This window comes from Phenylobacterium parvum (assembly GCF_003150835.1).
Classification (GTDB): Bacteria; Pseudomonadota; Alphaproteobacteria; order Caulobacterales; family Caulobacteraceae; genus Phenylobacterium; species Phenylobacterium parvum.
Genome location: NZ_CP029479.1, coordinates 484,035 through 503,515, shown reverse-complemented (window position 1 = coordinate 503,515; position 19,481 = coordinate 484,035). Strand labels below are relative to the sequence as shown.

The window sequence follows — 19,481 nt, the reverse complement described above, 5'->3', positions numbered from 1 at the left end:
GATTACGGCTGCAACGCGGCCGGTCAGACCCTAGATAGAGGTCATGAGCGCAGACCCCGCCGCCCCCGCCGTCCTGACCGTCCGACTGGCCGCCCCGCGGGGCTTCTGTGCGGGCGTCGACCGCGCCATCCAGGTGGTGGAGGCGACCCTCGAGCGCTTCGGGGCGCCGGTCTATGTGCGCCACGAGATCGTCCATAACCGCCACGTCGTCTCCCGCCTCAGGGACATGGGCGCCGTTTTTGTCGAGACCCTCGAGGAATGCCCGGATGACCGGCCGGTGGTGTTCTCCGCCCACGGCAGCCCGCGCTCGGTCACGGATGGCGCCAAGGCGAGGGGCATGACCTTCCTGGACGCCACCTGCCCCCTCGTCTCCAAGGTGCACGTCGAGGCCGCTCGCCATTACGCCGCCGGCCGCCAGGTCCTTCTCATCGGTCACGCAGGCCATCCCGAGGTGGTCGGGACCATGGGCCAGTTGCCCGAGGGGGCGGTCGTGCTGATCGAGACCCTTGAGGACGCCCGGGCCTTCGTCCCTGGAGGCGCCGGCGGCGTGGCGTACGTTACCCAGACCACCCTGTCGGTGGATGACACGGCCGAGATCGTCGAGGCGCTGAAAGCGCGATTCCCGGACATGGCTGCGCCGCACCGGGACGACATCTGCTACGCGACCACCAACCGCCAGGAGGCGGTGAAATCCATCGCCGGCGAGTGCGACGTGCTGCTGGTGATCGGCTCGGCCAACTCCTCCAATTCCGTCCGGCTGGTGGAGGTGGGGCTCCGGGCCGGCGCCCCGAAGGCCTTCCTGATCGACGATGCCGACGACCTGGACCTTGCCTGGCTGGCAGGCGCCCGGACCGTGGGCGTCACCGCAGGCGCCTCGGCGCCCGAAGACCTCGTCCAGGGCGTGATCCGCAAACTCTCCAGCGCCTTCGCCGTCACCGTCGAGGAGGTCGGCGCCGCCCGCGAGACCGTCAGCTTCAAGCTGCCCCGGGCCCTGCTGGCTTGAAGCGATCCGCCGGGAACCCAGCGGGTCTTGGGATTTCCGGCTTCCGGCGCCTCGACGAACTGGCTTGACCCGGCCTCGCGGCTCGCCCAATCCGGGCGCATGGCCGTCTACACCGACATCACCGACGAGGAACTGGCGACCCTGCTCGCCGACTTCGACATTGGCGCGCCCCTGTCCCTGAAGGGGGTGGCCGAAGGGGTCGAGAACTCGAACTTCCTCCTCGAGACCGAGACTGGCCGGTTCATCCTGACCATCTACGAAAAGCGGGTCCGGGCCGACGACCTGCCCTTTTTCCTCGACCTCCTGACCTGGCTGGCCGCCCGCGGATTCCCCGGGGCGGCGCCTGTCGCCGACCGCCAGGGACGGACCCTGAAGGTCGTTCGGGGCAAGCCGGCGGCCATCGTCACCTTCCTGCCCGGCCTGTCGGTCCGCCGGCCCAACGCCGCCCACTGTCGGGAAGCCGGCGCGGGCCTGGCCTGGCTGCACCTGGCGGCGGAGGGTTTCGCCCTGACGCGCGAGAACACCCTGGGCCATGCGGCCTGGCGGCCCTTCTTCACGCCCCTCGAGGCGGCGGCGGAGGCCCTGAAGCCCGGCCTCGCCGCCACGATCCGGGCCGACCTCGACGCCCTCGACGCCGCCTGGCCCTCCGGCCTGCCCGAAGGCGTGATCCACGCCGACTTCTTCCCTGACAACGTCTTCTTCCGGGGCGAGGCCTTCGCCGGCGCCATCGACTTCTACTTCGCCTGCAACGACCTGTTGGCCTACGACATCGCCGTCGCGCTCAACGCCTGGTGCTTTGAGGCGGACGGCAGCTTCAACGTCACCAGCGCCCGGGCCCTGGTGGCCGGCTACGAGTCCCGCAGGCCCCTCAGCGCCGCCGAGCGCGCCGCCCTGCCCATCCTGGCCCGGGGTGCGGCGATGCGCTTCTTCCTGACACGGCTGGCGGACTGGGGGCCGGTACCCGAAGGCGCCCTGGTGCGCCCGAAGTCGCCCCTCGAGTACGAACGCAAGCTCGCCGTCCACCGGGAATCCGCCGACCTTCTGCTCTTCGGCCCCGCGGCATGACCCCTGACGTCGTGATCTACACGGACGGCGCCTGCTCGGGGAATCCCGGGCCGGGGGGATGGGGGGCCGTCCTCCTCTGGGGCGACCATGAGCGGGAACTCTTCGGCGGCGATCCGGCGACCACCAACAACCGGATGGAGCTGATGGCGGCGATCCGCGCCCTCGAGGCGCTGAAACGGCCCTGCCGGATCGAACTGCACACCGACAGCCAGTACCTCAGGACCGGCATCACCGAATGGGTGCGGAACTGGAAGGCCAGGGGCTGGAAGACCGCCGACCGCAAGCCCGTGAAGAACGAGGACCTCTGGCGCCGCCTGGACGAGGCCCGACAGAGGCATGAGGTGCAGTGGCGCTGGGTCAAGGGCCACAACGGCCATGAACTGAACGAGCGCGCCGACGCCCTCGCGCGGCGAGGACTCACCGAGGGGCCCTTCGACGCTTGACGACGCACCACAGCGCACCCGATAGTTGTCGATGCAACCATTGGAGGCCAGATGCCCGCGGCGACGATCCGGACCCGGTCTGCGGATCCCCCCCACCTGGAGGTCCTGTACGAACTCGGAGCCGCCGAGGACGCCCTTCGACGGGCGGTGGAGGCCAGGCTGCCTGAGCCCATGTCCTACACACAGTTTGAAGTCCTTCGGGATTTCCTGCGCTTTGGCGACGGCGCGTCTCCGGCGGAGATCGCCGACAGGCTGCGAATGACCCGGGGTGCGGTGACGCACCTGCTCCAGCGCCTGGAAGCCCTGGGATGGATCCGGATCGTCGGGGACGACCGCGATGGGCGGCGCAAGCAGGTCTTCATGACCCCGGAGGGCGCCGACCGGGCCCGTAGCGCCGCCGCAGCCCTCCGCCCCGGAACCGACCGGCTGAAAACTGATTTGAATGACAACTATCTGCGGGACGGCCTTGCCTTCCTGCGCGATCTCCGCCTGAGCCTCGAGGCCCTCAGCGCCGGCGGCGGACCTCGAGGATCGAACCCCGGACGCCCGTGACCTCCACCTCGGCGTCCGCGGCCAGTGCGCCGCCGCCCTCCAGGTGTGCGGCCCATTCCTTGCCGTCCAGGGAAACCCGTCCCTCGCCATGATGGAAGGCCTCCACGCTCCGGGCCGCCTGGCCGACCAGGCGGGTGGAGGTGTCATTGATGTCCCCGGACGCCGCGGCTCCGCCCCGGGGGAAGTAGCGGCGGGCGCCAAAGGTCGTGACCAGGGTCAGGACGGCGAAGAAGGCCGCCTGCCCGGTCCAGCCGGGATCCAGCACGAAGGCGAGCAGGGCCACGGCCCCCGCGGAGGCGGAGGGCCAGAGCAGCCAGCCCGTGCCCGTACCCGCCTCGATGGCGAGGAGCGCCACGGCCAGGCCCGCCCAGAACCAGAAGGGCTGAGCGGCGAGGAGTTCGATCACGCCGCCCATGTCAGCCCTCCCGGGCGCCGCCGCGGGCGCCGTTGACGAGTTCCGAGACCCCGGCGAGGGATCCAATCATGGCGGACATTTCGGCGGGCACGATCACCGTCTTCTGTTGCGGGCTCTCGGCCAGCTTGGCGAAGGCGTCCACGTAGCGCTGGGCGATGAAGTAGTTGATGGCGTTGACGTCGCCCGTCGAGATCGCCTCGGAGACCATGCGCGTCGCCTCGGCCTCGGCGCTGGCGGAGCGCTCCCGGGCCTCGGCGTCCCGGAAGGCGGCCTCGCGCCGCCCCTCAGCCTCGAGGATGGCCGCCTGCTTGGCGCCCTCGGCCCGGGCGATCGCCGCCTGCTTCTCGCCGTCCGCCTCGGTGATCACCGCCCGGCGCTCGCGCTCGGCCTTCATCTGGCGCGCCATGGCGTTGGAGATGTCCGGCGGCGGCAGCAGGTCCTTGATCTCGATCCGCGCCACCTTCACGCCCCAGGGACTGGTGGCCTCGTCGATGACGGCCAGGAGCCGGGAGTTGATCTGGTCGCGCTGGCTCAGCACCTCGTCCAGTTCCATGTTCCCCACCACCGTGCGCAGGTTGGTCATGGAAAGCTGGGTGATGGCGTAGTCGAGGTTGGTCACCCGGTAGGCCGCAGAGGCGGCGTCCATGACCTGGATGAAGACGATGGCGTCGACCTGGACGGTGACATTGTCCTTGGTGATCACCTCCTGGCGGGGCACGTCCAGGACCTGCTCCATCATGTTGATCTTGGCGCCAATCGTCTCCACGAAGGGAGTCAGGATGTTGATGCCCGGCTTGAGGGTTCGCATGTAGCGGCCGAAGCGCTCTACCGTGAACTCCCGGCCCTGGGGCACGATCTTGATGGTCGACAGGACGACCACGAGGGCGAGAATAACAAGAAGTCCGACCGTAAGCAGGGCAGCCATGGCATCCTCCGTTTGGCACGATTGAATCTAGGGATCCGGGAATGACAAGGGAACTGGCGCAGGGCTCCGATCACCACAGCGTGTTCGGGAAGTTCCGTTCATGTGCGGCCTCGACGGGGGTTCTGGCGCTGGCCCTGGCGGCGTGCGCCCTTTCCCCCGTCTCTGCAGAGGCGGCAACGGCCAAGCCCGCACCCGCCAAGGCCCCGGCCTTCGACGCCCGCCGCCCGGCGGACGTCATCGCCGTCCTCGGGGCCATGGAGGCCAAGGCTGAGATCCTCCGCAAGGACCAGGGGCAGATCTTCATGAAGGTCACGACGCCGGGCGGAGGCTTCGGGGCCCAGATGGTCGGCTGCGACGAGGCCTTCACGGCCTGCAAGGCCATCGCCCTGTTCAGCGCCTTTTCCCGCAAGGGCGTGAACCTGGCGCAGATCAACGACTACAACCGCAGCCAGTTGACCTGTCGGGGGATCATGACGCCGTCGGGGGAGCCCAGCGTGATGTATGCGGCGCTCCTCAACGGCCGCATGACTCGCGACGAGGTGCGCGAGCATGTCGGCGTCTGGCAGGGCTGCCTGACCGGCTTCGGCGAATTCATCCAGGACCCGATCGGATTCCTGTCACGCCCGCAGGGCTGAGCCCTCACAAAGCTGGGAATTGACAGCGAAGTCAGCGCGACAGAGCCTGCTTCCCGGGAAGAAGGGAAGAGGTCATGCCCCCTGCAGAGAGGACCGTTGAAGGGTCCGGCGACCGGATCCTGTCGATCGACGTGGTGCGGGGGATGGCCGTCCTCGGCATCCTGCTCATGAACATCGTCGCCATGGCCCTGCCCGCCTACGCCTACCTCAATCCCGTGTACGGCGGAGGGACCAGCGGCGCCGACCTCTGGACCTGGGCGGTCAACAACGTCTTCACCGACGGCAAGATGCGCGCCCTCTTCACCATGCTGTTCGGGGCCTCGGCGGTCCTGATCGCCGGCCGGGCGGAAGCCGGGGGTGGCCTCGGGCCCGTCCAGACCCATTACCGACGGCTGTTCTGGATGTTCGTGATCGGCATGATCCATGCCTACTTCTTCTTCCTGGGCGACATCCTGGTCACCTACGCCCTGGCCGGGGCCCTGGTCTTTCCCTTCCGCAGGCTCGACGCGCGCCTGCTGATCGGCCTGGGCGGAGCCGTGCTCGCCGCCCTGTTCGCCTGGCACATGTCCGACGCCGGACAGCTGAAGGCGCTCCAGGCAGCGGCCCTGGCCCCCGGGGCCGGACCGGCGATCCGCGAGGCCTGGGCCCAGGCCTCGCAGGGCTTCATTGCGCCGCCCGGGTTCGCCGAGCAGGCGACCGCCCTGTTCCGGGGCGGGTTCCTGGAGGCCCTGCAGGCAAGGGCCCCGGTGGCCCTCGCGCTCCAGGTGGCGATCCCCTTCGACGCGGGTCCGGAGGCGGTGGGCCAGATGCTCATCGGCATGGGCCTGTTCCGGATGGGCTTCTTCTCCCTCGGCTGGCCGACCCGGTCCTACCTGATCCTGATCCTCTTCGGATACGCCTGCGCCGCGCCCTTCACAGCCATGCTGGCCTGGCTGATCCACCAGTCCGGCTTCGAGCCTCTCCGGACCCACGAACTGTTGGTCTGGCAGTCACTCACCCGGCCGTTCATCGCCCTGGCCCACGCCTCGGTCCTGCTGCTGATTGTCCGCGCGGGCGTCCTGCGGGGCCTCGTCTCGCGCCTGGAGGCGGCTGGGCGGATGGCCTTCACCAACTACCTCATGACCTCGGTGATCACGAGCCTGGTCTTCTGCGGCTACGGCCTGGGCCTGTTCGGCCACCTGTCACGGTTCCAACTGCTCTGGGTGGTGGCTGGCGTCTGGGCCCTGATGCTCCTGTGGAGCCGCCCCTGGCTGGCCCACTTCCGCTACGGCCCCTTCGAGTGGGCCTGGCGCTCCCTGGTCCAGTGGAAACGGCAGCCCTTCCGCAGGGCGGCCTAAGCTGCGCGGAGAAACACCCAAGCGCAATTGCTCCCCCGAGGGGGAGCGCCGACCGAAGGTCGGTGAGGGGGTCAATCCACGTCGCCGCTGACCCCCTCCGGCCCGCATTCGCGGTCCACCTCCCCCTGATGGGGAGGAATGACAGCGCCAATTGCTCCCCCAAGGGGGAGCTCCCGGCGAAGCCGGGTGAGGGGGTCAACGGCCTAGCGCGCGGTGTATCCCCCATCCACGACCATCTCCGAGCCGGTCATGAAGCTGGACTCGTCCGAGGCCAGGAAGACGATGGCGTTGGCGATCTCGGCGGGTTCGGCCAGCCGGCCCAGGGCGTGCTGCTGGACCAGGGTCTCGCGGACGGCGTTGCCGTCTTCCACCTCGCGCAGGATGTTGTGGACGAGGGGCGTCTCCACATACCCGGGGTGGACCGAGTTCACCCGGATTCCCAAGGGCGCCCACTCCAGGGCGGCGGCCTTGGTCAGCATGAGCACCGCCCCCTTCGAGGCGCAGTAGGCCGCCGCCCCGGGGGTGGCGATCTTGCCCATGATGGACGAGATGTTGATCACCGAGCCGCCGCGACCGCCCTTCAGGATCAGGGGTCCGGCGTAGCGGTGGCCGTAAAACACCCCGTCCAGGTTGACCGCCAGGGTCCTTCGCCAGTTCTCGAGGCTGTGGCTCATCAGCTCGTTGCCCACGGTGGTCATGCCGGCGTTGTTGACCAGGATGTCGAGCCGCCCGAAGGCGGCGTCCACCTCGCCGACCACCCGCTCCCAGTCCTCGGGAGAGGTGACGTCGTGGGTGAAGGCCTTGGCCTGGCCGCCCGCGGCCTGGATGGCGTCGGCGACGGACAGGGCCGCCTCGGGCGACAGGTCGGTGACCGCCACCATGGCGCCTTCCTTCGCGAGGGCGCGGCAGGTCGCCGCCCCGATGCCCGAACCCCCGCCGGTGACCAAGGCGACGCGTCGTTCCAGCCGGCCGCTCACGCCTTCACCCCCGCAGCCCGCAGGGCCGTCATCCGGTCGATCGCCGCCTCTGCACCCGAGACCATCTGCGCGACGATCTCTGCTGCGGGCAGGACCTCATGCACCCCGCCGGCCGACTGGCCCATGGCGAAGCAGGACCGGTCAGGATCCAGGCCCTCGATCTGGCCGCCGATGCCGCCCATCACGCCGGCCTGGCTGGAGAGCATGGCCTGCATCGGGAAGGGCTGGATATCGGACGGACGGCTCTCCCAGTCATCGACATAGGGGTTCTTGCGCACCCGCATGGGCTTGCCTGAGTAGCAGCGCGTGCGGATGGAATCCTCGTCCGACGCCTCCACGATCGTCTGGCGGTAGAGGTCGCCCGCATGGGCCTCCGGCGAGGCGATGAAGCGGGTGCCGACCCAGACCCCCACCGCGCCCAGTCCCAGCACGGCGGCCAGGCCTCGGCCGTCGTAGATGCCGCCGGCGCCGACCACGGGAATCTTCACCGCTTCCACCGCCTGGGCGATGAGGGGCAGGCCGCCGACCAGGCCGGTGTGCCCGCCGCCCTCGCCGCCCTGGCAGATCACCGCGTCGCAGCCCGCCTGCTCGGCCTTGACGGCGTGCTTCACGGCCCCGCAAACCACCATGACCTTCAGGCCCGCCTTCTTGAGCTTCTCCATGATCGGCATGGGTACGCCCAGGCCGGCGACGAAGGACGAGGCGCCCTCCTCGATGATCACGTCCACGGCGGCGGTCAGGCTTTCCGGCGAGGCCGCCAGCAGGTCGACGCCGAAGGGGCCGTCGGTGAGGGTGCGCACCCGGTGCATCTGCTCGCGGATGAAGTCCGGACCCTGGCCGGCCATGCCGAGGACGCCGTAGCCCCCCGCATTGGTCACCGCCGCGGCGAGCTCGGCGTAGGAGACCCCGCCCATGCCGGCCAGCATGACGGGGTGCTTCACCCCCAGAAGGTCACAGAGCTTGGTGTGCAGGGTCATGGCGTCCTCCCGTGTCGTTGGAGGGCAGCATGGCGCCGAAACCGGCGGGTGGGAACCGGCGCCCCGGCGTCAGCCCCCTTGGCCGTCCAGATCCGACGGCAGGGCCTCGTAGACGCGGGAGCAGAATTCGCAGGACACCCGGATGCGGCCGTCGGCCTCGACCATGTCCGCCCGCTCCTCGGCGCTGAACGAGGCCAGGAGGCCCAGGATCCGCGCCTGCGAGCAGCGGCAGGCGGCCTTCAGGGGCTGGGGCTCGAAGACCCGCACGCCGTCCTCGTGGAACAGCCGGAACAGGAGCTCGCCGGCCGGCAGGAGGGGGTCGATCAGCTCGTCCTCGCCCAGGGTCTCGAACAGGGCCTCGGTCCGTCGCCAGGGCTCCTCGGTGGAGCCGCGCGCGTCATCCCCGGCGATGTTCTGGATCAGCACCCCGCCGGCGCGCCAGCGGGGGCCGTCGCCGGAATCCGCCTGGCCCACCGCCAGCCGGATGCGGGTGGGGGTCTGCTCCGACTGGGCGAAGTACTGCTCGGCGCAGAGGGCCAGGGTCTCGCCCTCGATGGCCGTCACGCCCTGGTAGCGGTCCATGTCCGGGCCCTGGTCCACGGTCATCATGAAGAGGCCGTCGCCCAGCAGGGTGCGCGCGCCCGGACGCTGGAAGCCGGCGGCCAGGGCGGCGATCTCGTCGGGGTCGAAGCGGCAATAGCCCCGCAGCGACCCGGCCGTGTCATAGTCGCAGACCACGTAGCGGACGGGGCCATTCCCCTGGGCCTGGACGATCAGCCGGCCCTCGAACTTGAGGTTGGAGCCCACCAGGGCCGCCAGGGCGCAGGTCTCGCCCAAGAGGTTGGCGACCGGGTCCGGATAGGCGTGGGCCGACAGGATCTCGTCCACCGCCGGACCCAGGCGGACCAGCCGCCCGCGCACGGCCTCGCCCTCGATCTGGAAGGGGAAGACCCGGTCGTCATCGACCGCCTCCAGGGAAACCGGGCGACTCATATCGCCCCGAAGCACCAGGCCAGGATCGACTTCTGGGCATGGATCCGGTTCTCGGCCTCCTCCCAGATCCGCGAACGCGGGCCGTCGATCACCGCCGAGGTGACCTCTTCCTCCCGGTGGGCCGGCAGGCAGTGCAGGAAGACGGAGTCCCGGTGCGCCAGGTCCATCAGGACCTCATCGACCTGGAAGGGCGCCAGGGCCGCCATGCGCTCGGCCTTGTCGGTATCGCCCATGGAGACCCAGGTGTCGGTGATGACGCAGTCGGCGCCGGCGACGGCCTCGCGCGGGTCGCGGGTGACCGACACCTCTCCCTGGAGGGCGGCGGCCCGGGCCAGGTCCGTCGGGTCCGGCGAATAACCCTCTGGGCAGGCGATGTTCAGCCGATAGCCCAGCAGGGGCGCGGCGTGGATGAAGCTGGCGCAGACATTGTTGCCGTCGCCCACCCAGGCCAGGGTCTTTCCCCTCACAGGGCCGCGATGGGCCTCGAAGGTCATCAGGTCCGCCAGGATCTGACAGGGATGGCCGGTGTCCGACAGGCCGTTGATCACCGGAACGGCGCAGTTGGCCGCCAGGTCCTCCAGGTCGGTGTGGCGGTTCGACCGCAACATGACGGCGTCGACCATGCGCGACAGCACCCGCGCGGTGTCGGCGATGGTCTCGCCCCGGCCCAGCTGCATGTCCGAGGCCGTAGAGATGATCACGTCGCCGCCGAGCTGGCGCATGGCCGCATCAAAGGAGAACCGCGTCCGGGTGGAGTTCTTCTCGAAGATCATGGCCAGGGTGCGCTCGCGGCCCGGGGCGTCGGCGTCGACCCGGCCCTGGGTCCAGCCGGCGCGCGCGGCCTTGCGGGCCGCGGCGTCGTCGAGGATACGGCGCAGGGTCGTCGCCTCCAGGGACCAGAGGTCCAGGAAATGACGCACGGGCGGGGTCGCGTCGCCTTCGCGGGAAGACATGGCCGCCTCAGGCCCCGCGGGCGCGGGCGCAGGCCCGGTCGAGCTTCTCCACCACCTCGCGCACCTCGTCGACCGAGATGACCAGGGGCGGAAGGAGGCGCACGCAGTTGTCGCCGCCGCCGGCGATCAGCAGCTTCTCGTCCCGGGCGTGCTGCATGAACTCGCGGTTAGGGGTCTTCAGCTTCAGGCCGATCAGCAGGCCCCGGCCGCGGATTTCCTCGATCACGTCCGGATTGCGCGCCTTCAGCCCCTCCAGCTGCTGGGTGAAGTAGCCGGAGACCTCGGCCACATGGTCGAGCAGGGCGGGCGAGGCCAGCTCCTCCACCGCCGCCAGGCCCACGGCCATGGCCAGGGGGTTGCCTCCGTAGGTCGAGCCATGGGATCCGGGGGTCATGCCCGAGGCGGCGCGGGCTGTGGCCAGGCAGGCCCCGATCGGGAAACCGCCGCCCAGGGCCTTGGCCACGGCCATGATGTCGGGCTCGATCCCGGCCCACTCATGGGCGAACAGCTTGCCAGTCCGCGAAAAGCCGCACTGGACCTCGTCGAGGATCAGAAGGACCCCATGCTGGTCGCAAAGGGCGCGCAGCTCGCGCAGGCAGGAGTCAGGAACCGCCCGGGCTCCGCCCTCGCCCTGGACAGGCTCGAGGATGACCGCCGCCGTTGTTGGCGAGGCGATCGCGGACTTCAGGGCCTCGTGGTCACCGAACTTCAGCTGGACGAAGCCAGGCATCCGGGGTCCGAAGCCCTCGAGGTAGCTGGCGTTACCCGAGGCGTTCACCGCCGCAAGCGTGCGGCCGTGGAAGGAGCCATCGAAGCCAATGATGTCGATCCGCTCTTCCTGGCCGCGGGCCCAGTGGAACTTGCGGGCCGCCTTGATCGCGCACTCGATGGCCTCGGTCCCCGAGTTGGTGAAGAAGACCACGTCGGCGAAGGTCTTGTCGGTCAGGGCCGAGGCCAGCTTCACCTGCTCCGGGATCGTGAAGATGTTGGACACGTGCCAGAGCTTGTCGGCCTGGGCCTTGAGGGCGGCGATGAGCTTGGGGTGCGAGTGGCCCAGGGCGTTCACGGCGATGCCCGCCAGGGCGTCCAGGTAGGCTTCACCGTCCGTGGTGTAGAGACGCACGCCCTCGCCTCGCTCGAACGCCAGGGGCGTGCGGCTGTACACACCCATCAAGTGGTCGGCGGGAACGTTGAGGCCCTCGGGCTGCGTCTTCTGGGTCACGATCGGGAACCCTCCAAAACGTAACGTCCCCGCCGCGGGGCGACGGGGACCGGAAGGGGCCGACTTCTCCGCCGGGAGGGCGGAAATGTCAATGTTTGCGGGCTCAACTCTTGATCTTGTAGCCGGTGTCGAACATCCAGAGACAGACGCTTGCAAGGGCCACCACCAGGCCCGCCGTCATCACAGCCCCGGCCAGGACCGAGCCCTCGGCATAGCCCAGGAAGCCGTACCGGAACCCGTCGATCAGGTAGAAGAACGGGTTGTAGTGGCTGAGGGTCCGGAAGGGCTCCGGCAGGCGCTCGACCAGGTAGAAGGTGCCCGACAGGAAGGTCATGGGCATGATGATGAAGTTGGTCACCACCGCCATGTTGTCGAACTTCTCGCTCCAGAGGCCGCCCATGATCCCCAGCAGGCCCAGGATGAGGGCCGCCCCCAGTCCAAAGTAGAGGATGGCCCAGGGGTGGCTGATGGGGAGATGCGAGAAGGGCGCGATCACGGCGGCCGTCACCGCGCCGACCATGACCCCGCGGGTCGCCGCGCCCAGGCCGAAGGCAGCCACATGCTCGACCGGGCTCAGGGGCGGGGTCAGGAAGTCGCCGATCAGGCCGTTCATCTTGGCCTGGAGCAGGGACGACGACGAGTTGGCGAAGGCGTTGTTCAGGATGGCCATCATGACCAAGCCGGGGGCCACAAAGGCGCCGTAATCATATCCGTGCACCGGCGGACGGGCGCCATGGGCGGCCACGACGAAAACCATCATGTAGAGCAGGGAGGTGACCACCGGCGCAGCCAGGGTCTGCATGCCGACCTTCCAGAACCGCATGACCTCGCGGCGGTAGAGGGTGCGGAACCCGGCCCAGTTGACGCCCCGGTAAGCCCGGGGCTCGGGAGGCGTCGGCGGCGCGGAGGGAAGGACGGCATCGCTCATGGGCTTGGTTTGCGCCTGCGCGCGGCGAGAGGCAAGCGGTCTCGTCAGACTTGCGCGGCGGCCTCAGCGGTCTAGCCTGAAGGGCGCAAACCCGGAGGTCCCGCCCATGTCCCGCCTGCCCCTCACCGAACCCGAGGCCCTGCCGCCCTACATGAAGGCCATCCACGATGCGACGCCCGAGGAAAACTGGCTCGGCCGCCACTTCGCCCGCGCCTTCGCCCCGGCCGAGGACCTGGTCCAGGCCTACCAGGGCTTCTACCACCCCTGGCATACCGGCGGCGCGGGCGTCCTGCCGCCCCGACTGAAGGAACTGATCCGCCTGCGCATCGCCACCCTGAATGGCTGCGTCCTCTGCAAGACCGTGCGCATGGCGCCCGAGGTGGTCAGCGAGGAAGAGGCCGCCTCGGGGGTGGACCGGGTCGACGAGTCCGGCTTCAGCGCCCGGGAGCGCGCCGCCATCCACTTCGCCGAGAAGATGGCCGTGGACCACCACAACATCTCCGATGACGACGTCGCCAACATGCGCCGCCTGTTCACCGACCAGGAGTTCCTGGAGTTGTCCATGATGGCCGGCCAGTACATCGGCTTCGGCCGGGTCCTGGCCCTGCTCCAGCTCGAGGTCGCCGCCTGCCCGATCTGACAGTCCCGATCCATATATAGTTCCTGTGGATGGACTTCATGGCGCCGATTGTGGTCTGATCTGCTTCCGTTACGATATGTGGTGGCCGGACAGGGTTGGGCGTAAGCTCCGGCACAACATATTGATCCCGGCGGCGCCTTGCGCTCAAGCCGGGCCGGATGGTGGAGCAAACCATGGGTTGGACCGACGAGCGGGTCGAGCTGCTCAAGAAACTCTGGCAGGACGGACTGTCCGCCAGCCAGATCGCCAAGCAACTCGGCGGCGTGACCCGCAATGCGGTGATCGGCAAAGTGCACAGGCTGGGCCTCTCCGGTCGCGCAGCGCCCTCGAAGCCGGCGCGCCCGGTGTTCAAGGCGCCGCGCCCGGCCCGCCAGGCGGCGGCCCCGGCTGCGCCGCGCCGCATCGCCCCGCCGCCCCTGGCGGCCGCGGCGCCTGCGCCCCAGCCGCCCGTCCGCTATGTGGAGGAGGCCCCCGGCGCCGCCACGGTGCTGACCCTGGGCGCGCACATGTGCAAGTGGCCCATCGGCGATCCCTCCAGCGACGACTTCACCTTCTGTGGTCGCCGGGCCAGCGAAAGCCCCTACTGCGTCGAGCATGCACGGGTGGCCTACCAGCCGGCCCAGGCCAAGAAGCGTTCGGGCGCCAATGAGCTGGCCCGCAGCCTGCGGCGCTACATCTAGGTCCGGCATCCGTTGGGGATGGGGGGCGCGTCGCGACCGGGGGCCGGCCTTGGGGCTTGCCTTGCGGCCGTCCGGCGCGTCCCTTTCCGTTCATGAGCGAACTGGATCCAGATTCCGCGCCGGATGATTCGGACAATGCGCGCGCCTACTCGGTCTCCGAGCTGGCCTTCGCCCTCAAGCGCACCCTCGAGGACCGCTACGGCTTCGTCCGGCTGAAGGGCGAGCTTTCCAAGGTCACGCACCACTCCAACGGCCACGTCTACCTGTCCCTCAAGGACGAGCGGGCGGTGATCGACGGGGTGGTCTGGAAGGGCTCCGTGCGGAACCTGTCCGTCCGGCCCGAACAGGGCCTGGAAGTGATCGTCACGGGTAAGATCACGACCTACCCCCAGGGCTCCCGCTACCAGATCGTCATCGAGAGCATGACCGCCGCCGGGGCCGGGGCCCTCCTGGCCCAGCTGGAGCGGCTGAAGGCCCGGCTTGCGGCCGAGGGCCTGTTCGAGGCGTCCCGCAAACAGCCCCTGCCCGCCCTGCCCGCCGTGGTCGGCGTCGTCACCTCGCCCACCGGGGCGGTGATCCGCGACATCCTTCACCGCATCCGCGACCGCTGGCCCTGCCACGTCCTGGTCTGGCCGGTGGTCGTGCAGGGAGACGCCGCCGCCGCCCAGGTGGCCGCCGCGGTGCGCGGCTTCAACGACCTGCCCGCCGACGGCCCCGTGCCCAGGCCGGACGTGGTGATCGTCGCCCGGGGCGGCGGCTCGGTGGAAGATCTCTGGCCCTTCAACGACGAGGCCCTCGCCCGGACGGTGGCCGCCAGCCGGATCCCGCTGGTCTCGGCGGTCGGCCACGAGACCGACACCACCCTCATCGACTTCGTCTCCGACCGTCGGGCGCCCACGCCCACGGCGGCGGCCGAGATGGCCACACCGGTCCTGTCCGAACTGCGGGGAACCCTTACGGACCTCACTGGCCGCCTGCACCGGGCGGGCGGGCGGATCGTCTCTGAACGCAAGGTGCGGCTGGAGGCCCTGGGACGCACCCTGGCCCGGGCGCCAGACCTGGTGGAGCTGGCCGAGCAGAGGCTGGGCATGGCGAGCAGTCGCCTCTCGGCCGGCCTTACCCGGAACGTCGGCGCGCACGAGACCCAACTCGCCCGGATCTCCGGCCGGCTGCAGCCGGGGCTCCTCACCCGCCCGCGGGAGGCCCGCTCGGAAACCCTCTCCGCCCTGGCCTTGCGGATGCGTCCGGCCCTGGAACGGTCCCTGTCCCGGTCCGAAGAGCGCCTGGCCGCCCTGACGGCGCGGCTGAAATCGGCGGATCCCGGCGCGCCCCTGTCCCGGGGCTTCGCCCGGGTGCACAGGGCGGATGGGACCCTGGTCCGCCAGGGTGCAGGACTGACCGCCGGCGAGGCCGTCCGCCTGGTCTTCGCCGATACCGAGCGCGGGGCGGTGATCGAGCCGCCGGCGGGCGCGCCGCGCCAGGGCGACCTCTTCTGATCGGGCGCCTTTTCGCCAGACTCCCGGATCGCTAGAGTGGGATCATGAACGCGCCCGACAAGACCGGTGGCCCGGACCTGGCCCTGATCAACTACGGCGACGGCGACTTCACCGTCGTGCGTCCCGGACGCTTTGTCATGTGCGCCATTTCCGGCGTGCGGATTCCCCTGGAGGCCCTCCGCTACTGGAGCGCCGTGCACCAGGAAGCCTATGCCGGTCCGGCCGAGGCCCTGGCCCGCTGGCGTGGGCTGAACCCCTGAACCGCGTCCCGCACCGACGCCTCGTCCTGGGCGCCCTGGCCAGTGGCGGGCTCTGGGCGGGCCCCGCCCTGGCGGCGGGCGCAGGCGCCCCGCCCCTCGCCCTCTCCGGACAGGTGCGACAGGGTGGAACCCTGATCGGGCGCACGGCGCCGAGGGCGCGCATCTCGCTGGACGGGGAAGCGATGGGCGAGGCCGCCGCCTCGGGCCTCTTCGTCATCGGCCTGGACCGGGACAGCCCGGCGCAGGTCCGGGTCACGGTGGCGGACACCGACGGGCGGTCGACCTCCCGTATGCTGGCCGTCGCGCCAGGCGGGTTCGACATCCAGAGGATCAACGGCCTGCCCCCACAACAGGTCAGGCCCCAGGGCGAGGCCCTGCTGGCGCGGATTGTAGCCGAAGCCGAGCGCAAGACCAAGGGCTGGGCCAGCCGTGCGCCGACCGAGGACTTCTCCGGCGGCTTCTCGCCGCCCCTTGCGAAGTACAGGGTGTCCGGCCGCTTCGGCGGACAGCGGATCCTGAATGGCGAGCCCATGCCCCCGCACTACGGGGCCGACCTGGCGGCGCCCGATGGGACCCCCATCCTGGCGCCTGCACCGGGCCGGGTATGTTTCGCCGAGACCGGCCTGCACTATGAGGGCGGGCTGACCATGATCGACCACGGCCAGGGACTGGTCACCGCATACCTGCATCAGTCGAAGGTCGGCGTCCGGCAGGGGCAGACGGTGGCGCGCGGACAGGTCATCGGCGCCGTCGGACACGAGGGACGGGCGACCGGGCCCCACCTCTGCTGGCGGATGAAGTGGCGGGACCGGCGCCTTGACCCCATGCTGCTGCTGGGCGTGCGCGCACCCGCCTGATCGCCGTTCAGTCCCGGCTCCGGCGATAGACCTCATTGGGCCAGCGCTTGTGGACCCAGAACCATTCCTCGGGCCGGTCCCGGATTCGCGATTCCATGAAGGCGTTCACCCGCCGCACCCCGGCGGCGATGTCGGCGTTGCGGTCACCGGTGTCCTCCAGGCGGATGTCGTCGTGCACGATGACCCGGAAGCGCGCCTTCTCCACCCTCTGCACCGACATGGGCACCAGGGGGATCCCGAACCGGAGGGCGAAGCTGGAGGGACCGGGCGCCGTATGGCAGTCGACCCCGAAAAGGGGCGCCAGGATGCCGCCGTTGAACTTCTGGTCGTTCATCAGCGCCACGCACTCCCCCCGCGACAGGGCCCGGATGAGCTCCCGGGCGCCGTCGCCGCCCTTGGGGGCGAAGAGGCGGACGCCGTATCGGAACCGGCTCTTGCGGATGCGGGCGTCGACGTGGGGATTGTTGGTTGCGCGATAGGTGATCTGGCAGGTGACGCCCGCATGGATGATCACGGCGGGCATGATCTCCATTGACGAAAAGTGTCCCGAAATGAACACGACGCTCTCGCGGTTCCGGGCGATGGCCTCCAGGCGGCCGGCATTGACCACCTCCACGCGGGAGGGATCGGCAATGATCTTGTCGAGGATCGGGAACTCCGCCGCCCATCGCCCAAGGGCCCGCCATTGCGCCTTGAGGAGCCTGTCGACCTCGGCCGTCGGCAGGTCGGGGAAGGCGATCCGGATGTTGGTTTCCGCCACCCTGTGCGTGGAGGTCAGGGGACCGAGCAGGCCGACCAGGCCCGCGCCGAAATCCGACACGGCGTCGATTGGAAAGAGACGGGCGAGGAAGGTCACGGCGTCGAAGGCCAGGGCCTCGAGACGCCAGACGAGATCCTGAAGCCGGGAAGGTCGCGCTGAGTCCGTCACGCCTGACCCTACCCCGCGCCCTGCGCCGGCGGCAATCCGGACACTGGCGCAGGATTTGCGCAGGCGATCGGGAGATTCCCGTTTTGGGACAACCCTGTGGCGGTGTCGGGACAGGGACAGGGATTGAGAACGGGATCATGACCACAAGCGCACGGGCCCCTGACGCCATCATCGACGCCCACATCGGCCAAAGGATCCGCCGTCGTCGCCGGCAGCTCGGATTGACCCAGCACCAGCTCGCCCTCGCCTGTGGGGTGCGCTTCCAGCAGATCCAGAAGTACGAGAGCGGCGCCAACCGGATCGCCGCCTCCCGCCTCTGGAAGATCGCCCACGCCATGCAGACCCCACTGCTCCACTTCTTCGAGGACCTGCCGGAGCTCGTGATTTCCGATGGGGGCGCCTTACTTTCCGCGCCCCAGGAGGATAAGACGCGGCATGATCTCACCTGAGCGCATCGAGGCGCTGGAACAGCTCCTCCTCGATCTCAACCGCGTCTCCGCCGACGCCATCCTTCCCCTCTTCCGGTCCGATCATGGCCTCGAGGACAAGGGCGGCGAGGCGGGGTTCGATCCTGTCACCATGGCGGACCGGGGCGCGGAGGCGGCGATCCGCCAGCGCCTTGCGGAGGTCGTCCCGGAACATGGCGTGATCGGCGAGGAGTATGGCGAGGACCGGCCCGAGCAAGAGTTCGTCTGGGTCCTGGATCCCGTCGACGGCACGCGCGCCTTCATCGCAGGGCTTCCTGTCTGGACCACGCTCATCAGCCTTCGCTGGCGGGGCGAGCCGGTCCTGTCCTCCATTGGCCAGCCCTACCTGGGCGAGGTCTTCCTGGGCTCTCCGGCCGGCTCCCGGCTGGTCCGGGGTGGGGACAGCCGGGCCCTTCGGGTGCGCCCCTGCTTCGGGCTTTCGGAGGCGATCATCGCCTCCACCGACCCCACCGCTTATTTCGAAGCCGATGAGCGGGCGGCCTGGGACCGGGTGCGCGCTGCAGCGCGATTGGCGCGGCTGGGTTGCGACGCCTACGCCTACGCCATGGTCGCTGCGGGGACGATCGACCTGGTGGTGGAGTCCCGCGCCTGCAAATGCTGGGACATCGAGGCGGCGGCGCCCCTGCTGGCCGGAGCCGGCGGCGTGGTCACGGACTGGGCCGGCCGGCCGATCGGGCCGAACGGAGGGCAGATCGCCATCGCCGGCGACCGGGCCTGCCTGGAAGAGGCCCTGCCGCTCCTGAAATCCGCTGCAGACTAGACCTGGTCTTTCGGCGCGACCTGATCGGCAAGGGCGTCGAAGTGCGTCCAGAACTGGCCGCGCAGGGGATCTGTCTCCATCAGGATCTCGTGCTCGGCGCCCTCCACCGTGACCAGGCGCCCCTGGGGCAGCAGGCTGGCGACGGTCGCCTGGGCGGTGTTGCTGACCAGCCGGTCCAGGGCCGCCGAGACGATGATCACTGGCGGGGCGACCCCGGCCAGGTTCTCCCGCCGCGCCAGCCAGTCCGTCGCGCGGACGGCGAAGTCCAGCCATCCCCAGGTCGGCGATGACAGTACAAGGTCGGGATTGGCCTTCACGAGGTCCTTGCCCCGCTTGTACCGCACCGGGTCGTGGGTCAGGACATTGCCTTCGAAGGGCTCGGCTGCGGGATCGCCCGGCGGCTGGGCCCAGTCGCCGGCGGCGCCGGTCAGCATCCGGAAGGCCAACAGCACACGGGCGAAGCGCGGCAGGCGCAGTCCCAGCATGGGCGCGCAGAGCACGGCGCCCGAGAACCTGGCGGCCTGTCCGCGGGCCAGGGCGGCCAGGGTCAGGCACCCGCCCATGGAATGTCCGACGGCAATCCAGGGCTTGGGCAGCCGGGCCTCGAAGGCGACCAGCAGGGCCCGGTAATCGGCCATGAAGGGATCCAGCCCCCGGGCGTGCCCCTTGCGCCGGTTGGGAAGATCGCGGTGCGACAGACCCTGGCCGCGCCATTCGTTGACCAGGACGACAAAGCCCCTCTGCTGCAGGTCGCGCACCACCTCGAAGTACTTCTCGATGGCCTCGGTGCGGCCGGTCGACAGGATGACGGATCCCCGGGGGCGGCCTTCCGGTCGGAACAGCGCCGCCCGGAGCCGCGCGCCGCCGTCCCCCTCGAACCACTCAGCGCCGCCGCCTGGCGGAATGGGCGCGTCCGGCAGGGCCGTGAGGGGAGCGGGTTGGGTCAT

Annotated in this window: 23 protein-coding genes; 13 read left to right on the top strand and 10 right to left on the bottom strand. The window is 70.0% G+C overall.

All coding sequences use genetic code 11. The annotated features are described in order from the left end of the window. Positions 1-43 precede the first annotated feature (43 nt). The 4 genes from ispH to HYN04_RS02435 all read left to right on the top strand — a co-directional run bounded on the left by ispH (position 44) and on the right by HYN04_RS02435 (position 3,063). Positions 44-1,003, top strand: a complete 960-nt coding sequence (ispH, locus tag HYN04_RS02450) for a 4-hydroxy-3-methylbut-2-enyl diphosphate reductase (protein WP_110449289.1) — start codon at positions 44-46, stop codon at positions 1,001-1,003. A 99-nt stretch (positions 1,004-1,102) separates the two neighbouring features. Continuing rightward, complete coding sequence (thrB, locus tag HYN04_RS02445) at positions 1,103-2,068, top strand: homoserine kinase (protein ID WP_110451259.1); 966 nt, start codon at positions 1,103-1,105, stop codon at positions 2,066-2,068. Continuing rightward, positions 2,065-2,511, top strand: coding sequence for a ribonuclease HI (gene rnhA / locus HYN04_RS02440; RefSeq protein WP_110449288.1), 447 nt, complete (start codon positions 2,065-2,067; stop codon positions 2,509-2,511). The genes thrB and rnhA overlap by 4 nt, the downstream gene beginning before the upstream one ends. A 51-nt stretch (positions 2,512-2,562) precedes the next feature. Next, positions 2,563-3,063 (top strand): MarR family winged helix-turn-helix transcriptional regulator, encoded by a 501-nt coding sequence (locus tag HYN04_RS02435; protein WP_110449287.1) that lies wholly within the window; start codon positions 2,563-2,565, stop codon positions 3,061-3,063. On the opposite strand, the gene HYN04_RS02430 is transcribed toward HYN04_RS02435, so the two are convergent. Both HYN04_RS02430 and HYN04_RS02425 read right to left on the bottom strand, forming a co-directional pair. Continuing rightward, positions 3,017-3,478, bottom strand: coding sequence for an NfeD family protein (locus HYN04_RS02430; RefSeq protein WP_110449286.1), 462 nt, complete (start codon positions 3,476-3,478; stop codon positions 3,017-3,019). The genes HYN04_RS02435 and HYN04_RS02430 overlap by 47 nt on opposite strands. Position 3,479: 1 nt before the next feature. Beyond that, on the bottom strand, positions 3,480-4,403 hold the full coding sequence (locus HYN04_RS02425; RefSeq protein WP_110449285.1) for an SPFH domain-containing protein: 924 nt from the start codon (positions 4,401-4,403) through the stop codon (positions 3,480-3,482). Positions 4,404-4,444: 41 nt separating this feature from the next. Here HYN04_RS02425 and HYN04_RS02420 point away from each other — a divergent pair, with 41 nt between their 5' ends. Further along, a complete protein-coding gene (locus HYN04_RS02420) occupies positions 4,445-5,038 on the top strand; it encodes a YbjN domain-containing protein (protein ID WP_110449284.1) in 594 nt (197 codons plus the stop codon). Between the two features lie 74 nt (positions 5,039-5,112). Then, positions 5,113-6,375, top strand: coding sequence for a DUF418 domain-containing protein (locus HYN04_RS02415; protein ID WP_110449283.1), 1,263 nt, complete (start codon positions 5,113-5,115; stop codon positions 6,373-6,375). A gap of 203 nt (positions 6,376-6,578) precedes the next feature. On the opposite strand, the gene HYN04_RS02410 is transcribed toward HYN04_RS02415, so the two are convergent. The 6 genes from HYN04_RS02410 to HYN04_RS02385 all read right to left on the bottom strand — a co-directional run bounded on the left by HYN04_RS02410 (position 6,579) and on the right by HYN04_RS02385 (position 12,425). Continuing rightward, positions 6,579-7,352, bottom strand: a complete 774-nt coding sequence (locus HYN04_RS02410; RefSeq protein WP_110449282.1) for an SDR family NAD(P)-dependent oxidoreductase — start codon at positions 7,350-7,352, stop codon at positions 6,579-6,581. After that, entirely contained in the window at positions 7,349-8,329 is a 981-nt protein-coding gene (locus HYN04_RS02405; RefSeq protein WP_110449281.1) for an NAD(P)H-dependent flavin oxidoreductase, read from the bottom strand. Before HYN04_RS02405 ends, HYN04_RS02410 begins: the two co-directional genes overlap by 4 nt. A gap of 69 nt (positions 8,330-8,398) precedes the next feature. Further along, positions 8,399-9,322: an Hsp33 family molecular chaperone gene (locus tag HYN04_RS02400; protein ID WP_110449280.1), complete on the bottom strand. Its 924-nt coding sequence runs from the start codon at positions 9,320-9,322 to the stop codon at positions 8,399-8,401. Next, entirely contained in the window at positions 9,319-10,275 is a 957-nt protein-coding gene (argF, locus tag HYN04_RS02395) for an ornithine carbamoyltransferase (protein WP_110449279.1), read from the bottom strand. The genes HYN04_RS02400 and argF overlap by 4 nt, the downstream gene beginning before the upstream one ends. A gap of 7 nt (positions 10,276-10,282) precedes the next feature. After that, positions 10,283-11,446 carry an aspartate aminotransferase family protein gene (locus HYN04_RS02390; RefSeq protein WP_110451258.1) on the bottom strand — a complete coding sequence of 388 codons (1,164 nt, stop codon included), beginning with the start codon at positions 11,444-11,446 and terminating at the stop codon, positions 10,283-10,285. Positions 11,447-11,600: 154 nt separating this feature from the next. Further along, positions 11,601-12,425 carry an ABC transporter permease gene (locus HYN04_RS02385; protein ID WP_110449278.1) on the bottom strand — a complete coding sequence of 275 codons (825 nt, stop codon included), beginning with the start codon at positions 12,423-12,425 and terminating at the stop codon, positions 11,601-11,603. A 106-nt stretch (positions 12,426-12,531) separates the two neighbouring features. Between HYN04_RS02385 and HYN04_RS02380 the strand changes: the two genes are divergently transcribed. From HYN04_RS02380 to HYN04_RS02360, 5 genes are all read left to right on the top strand, one after another. Continuing rightward, positions 12,532-13,065 (top strand): carboxymuconolactone decarboxylase family protein, encoded by a 534-nt coding sequence (locus tag HYN04_RS02380; protein WP_162599512.1) that lies wholly within the window; start codon positions 12,532-12,534, stop codon positions 13,063-13,065. 173 nt (positions 13,066-13,238) lie between these two features. Further along, entirely contained in the window at positions 13,239-13,745 is a 507-nt protein-coding gene (gene gcrA / locus HYN04_RS02375; protein ID WP_110449276.1) for a cell cycle sigma 70 cofactor GcrA, read from the top strand. A gap of 92 nt (positions 13,746-13,837) precedes the next feature. Further along, positions 13,838-15,241 (top strand): exodeoxyribonuclease VII large subunit, encoded by a 1,404-nt coding sequence (xseA, locus tag HYN04_RS02370; RefSeq protein WP_110449275.1) that lies wholly within the window; start codon positions 13,838-13,840, stop codon positions 15,239-15,241. 44 nt (positions 15,242-15,285) lie between these two features. Continuing rightward, on the top strand, positions 15,286-15,501 hold the full coding sequence (locus tag HYN04_RS02365; RefSeq protein WP_110449274.1) for a DUF2093 domain-containing protein: 216 nt from the start codon (positions 15,286-15,288) through the stop codon (positions 15,499-15,501). A gap of 113 nt (positions 15,502-15,614) precedes the next feature. Beyond that, the gene (locus HYN04_RS02360) at positions 15,615-16,358 is read left to right on the top strand and encodes a M23 family metallopeptidase (RefSeq protein WP_241962673.1); all 744 of its coding nucleotides are present in this window, start codon (positions 15,615-15,617) and stop codon (positions 16,356-16,358) included. A 7-nt stretch (positions 16,359-16,365) separates the two neighbouring features. On the opposite strand, the gene HYN04_RS02355 is transcribed toward HYN04_RS02360, so the two are convergent. Beyond that, the gene (locus HYN04_RS02355; RefSeq protein ID WP_110449273.1) at positions 16,366-17,286 is read right to left on the bottom strand and encodes a lysophospholipid acyltransferase family protein; all 921 of its coding nucleotides are present in this window, start codon (positions 17,284-17,286) and stop codon (positions 16,366-16,368) included. A gap of 137 nt (positions 17,287-17,423) precedes the next feature. On the opposite strand from HYN04_RS02355, the gene HYN04_RS02350 reads away from it, so the two are divergent. Then, positions 17,424-17,735: a helix-turn-helix domain-containing protein gene (locus HYN04_RS02350; RefSeq protein ID WP_110449272.1), complete on the top strand. Its 312-nt coding sequence runs from the start codon at positions 17,424-17,426 to the stop codon at positions 17,733-17,735. Next, on the top strand, positions 17,722-18,534 hold the full coding sequence (gene hisN / locus HYN04_RS02345) for a histidinol-phosphatase (RefSeq protein ID WP_110449271.1): 813 nt from the start codon (positions 17,722-17,724) through the stop codon (positions 18,532-18,534). Before HYN04_RS02350 ends, hisN begins: the two co-directional genes overlap by 14 nt. Here hisN and HYN04_RS02340 read toward each other — a convergent pair. Next, positions 18,531-19,481: an alpha/beta fold hydrolase gene (locus tag HYN04_RS02340; protein WP_110449270.1), complete on the bottom strand. Its 951-nt coding sequence runs from the start codon at positions 19,479-19,481 to the stop codon at positions 18,531-18,533. The two genes, hisN and HYN04_RS02340, sit on opposite strands and share 4 nt — an antisense overlap.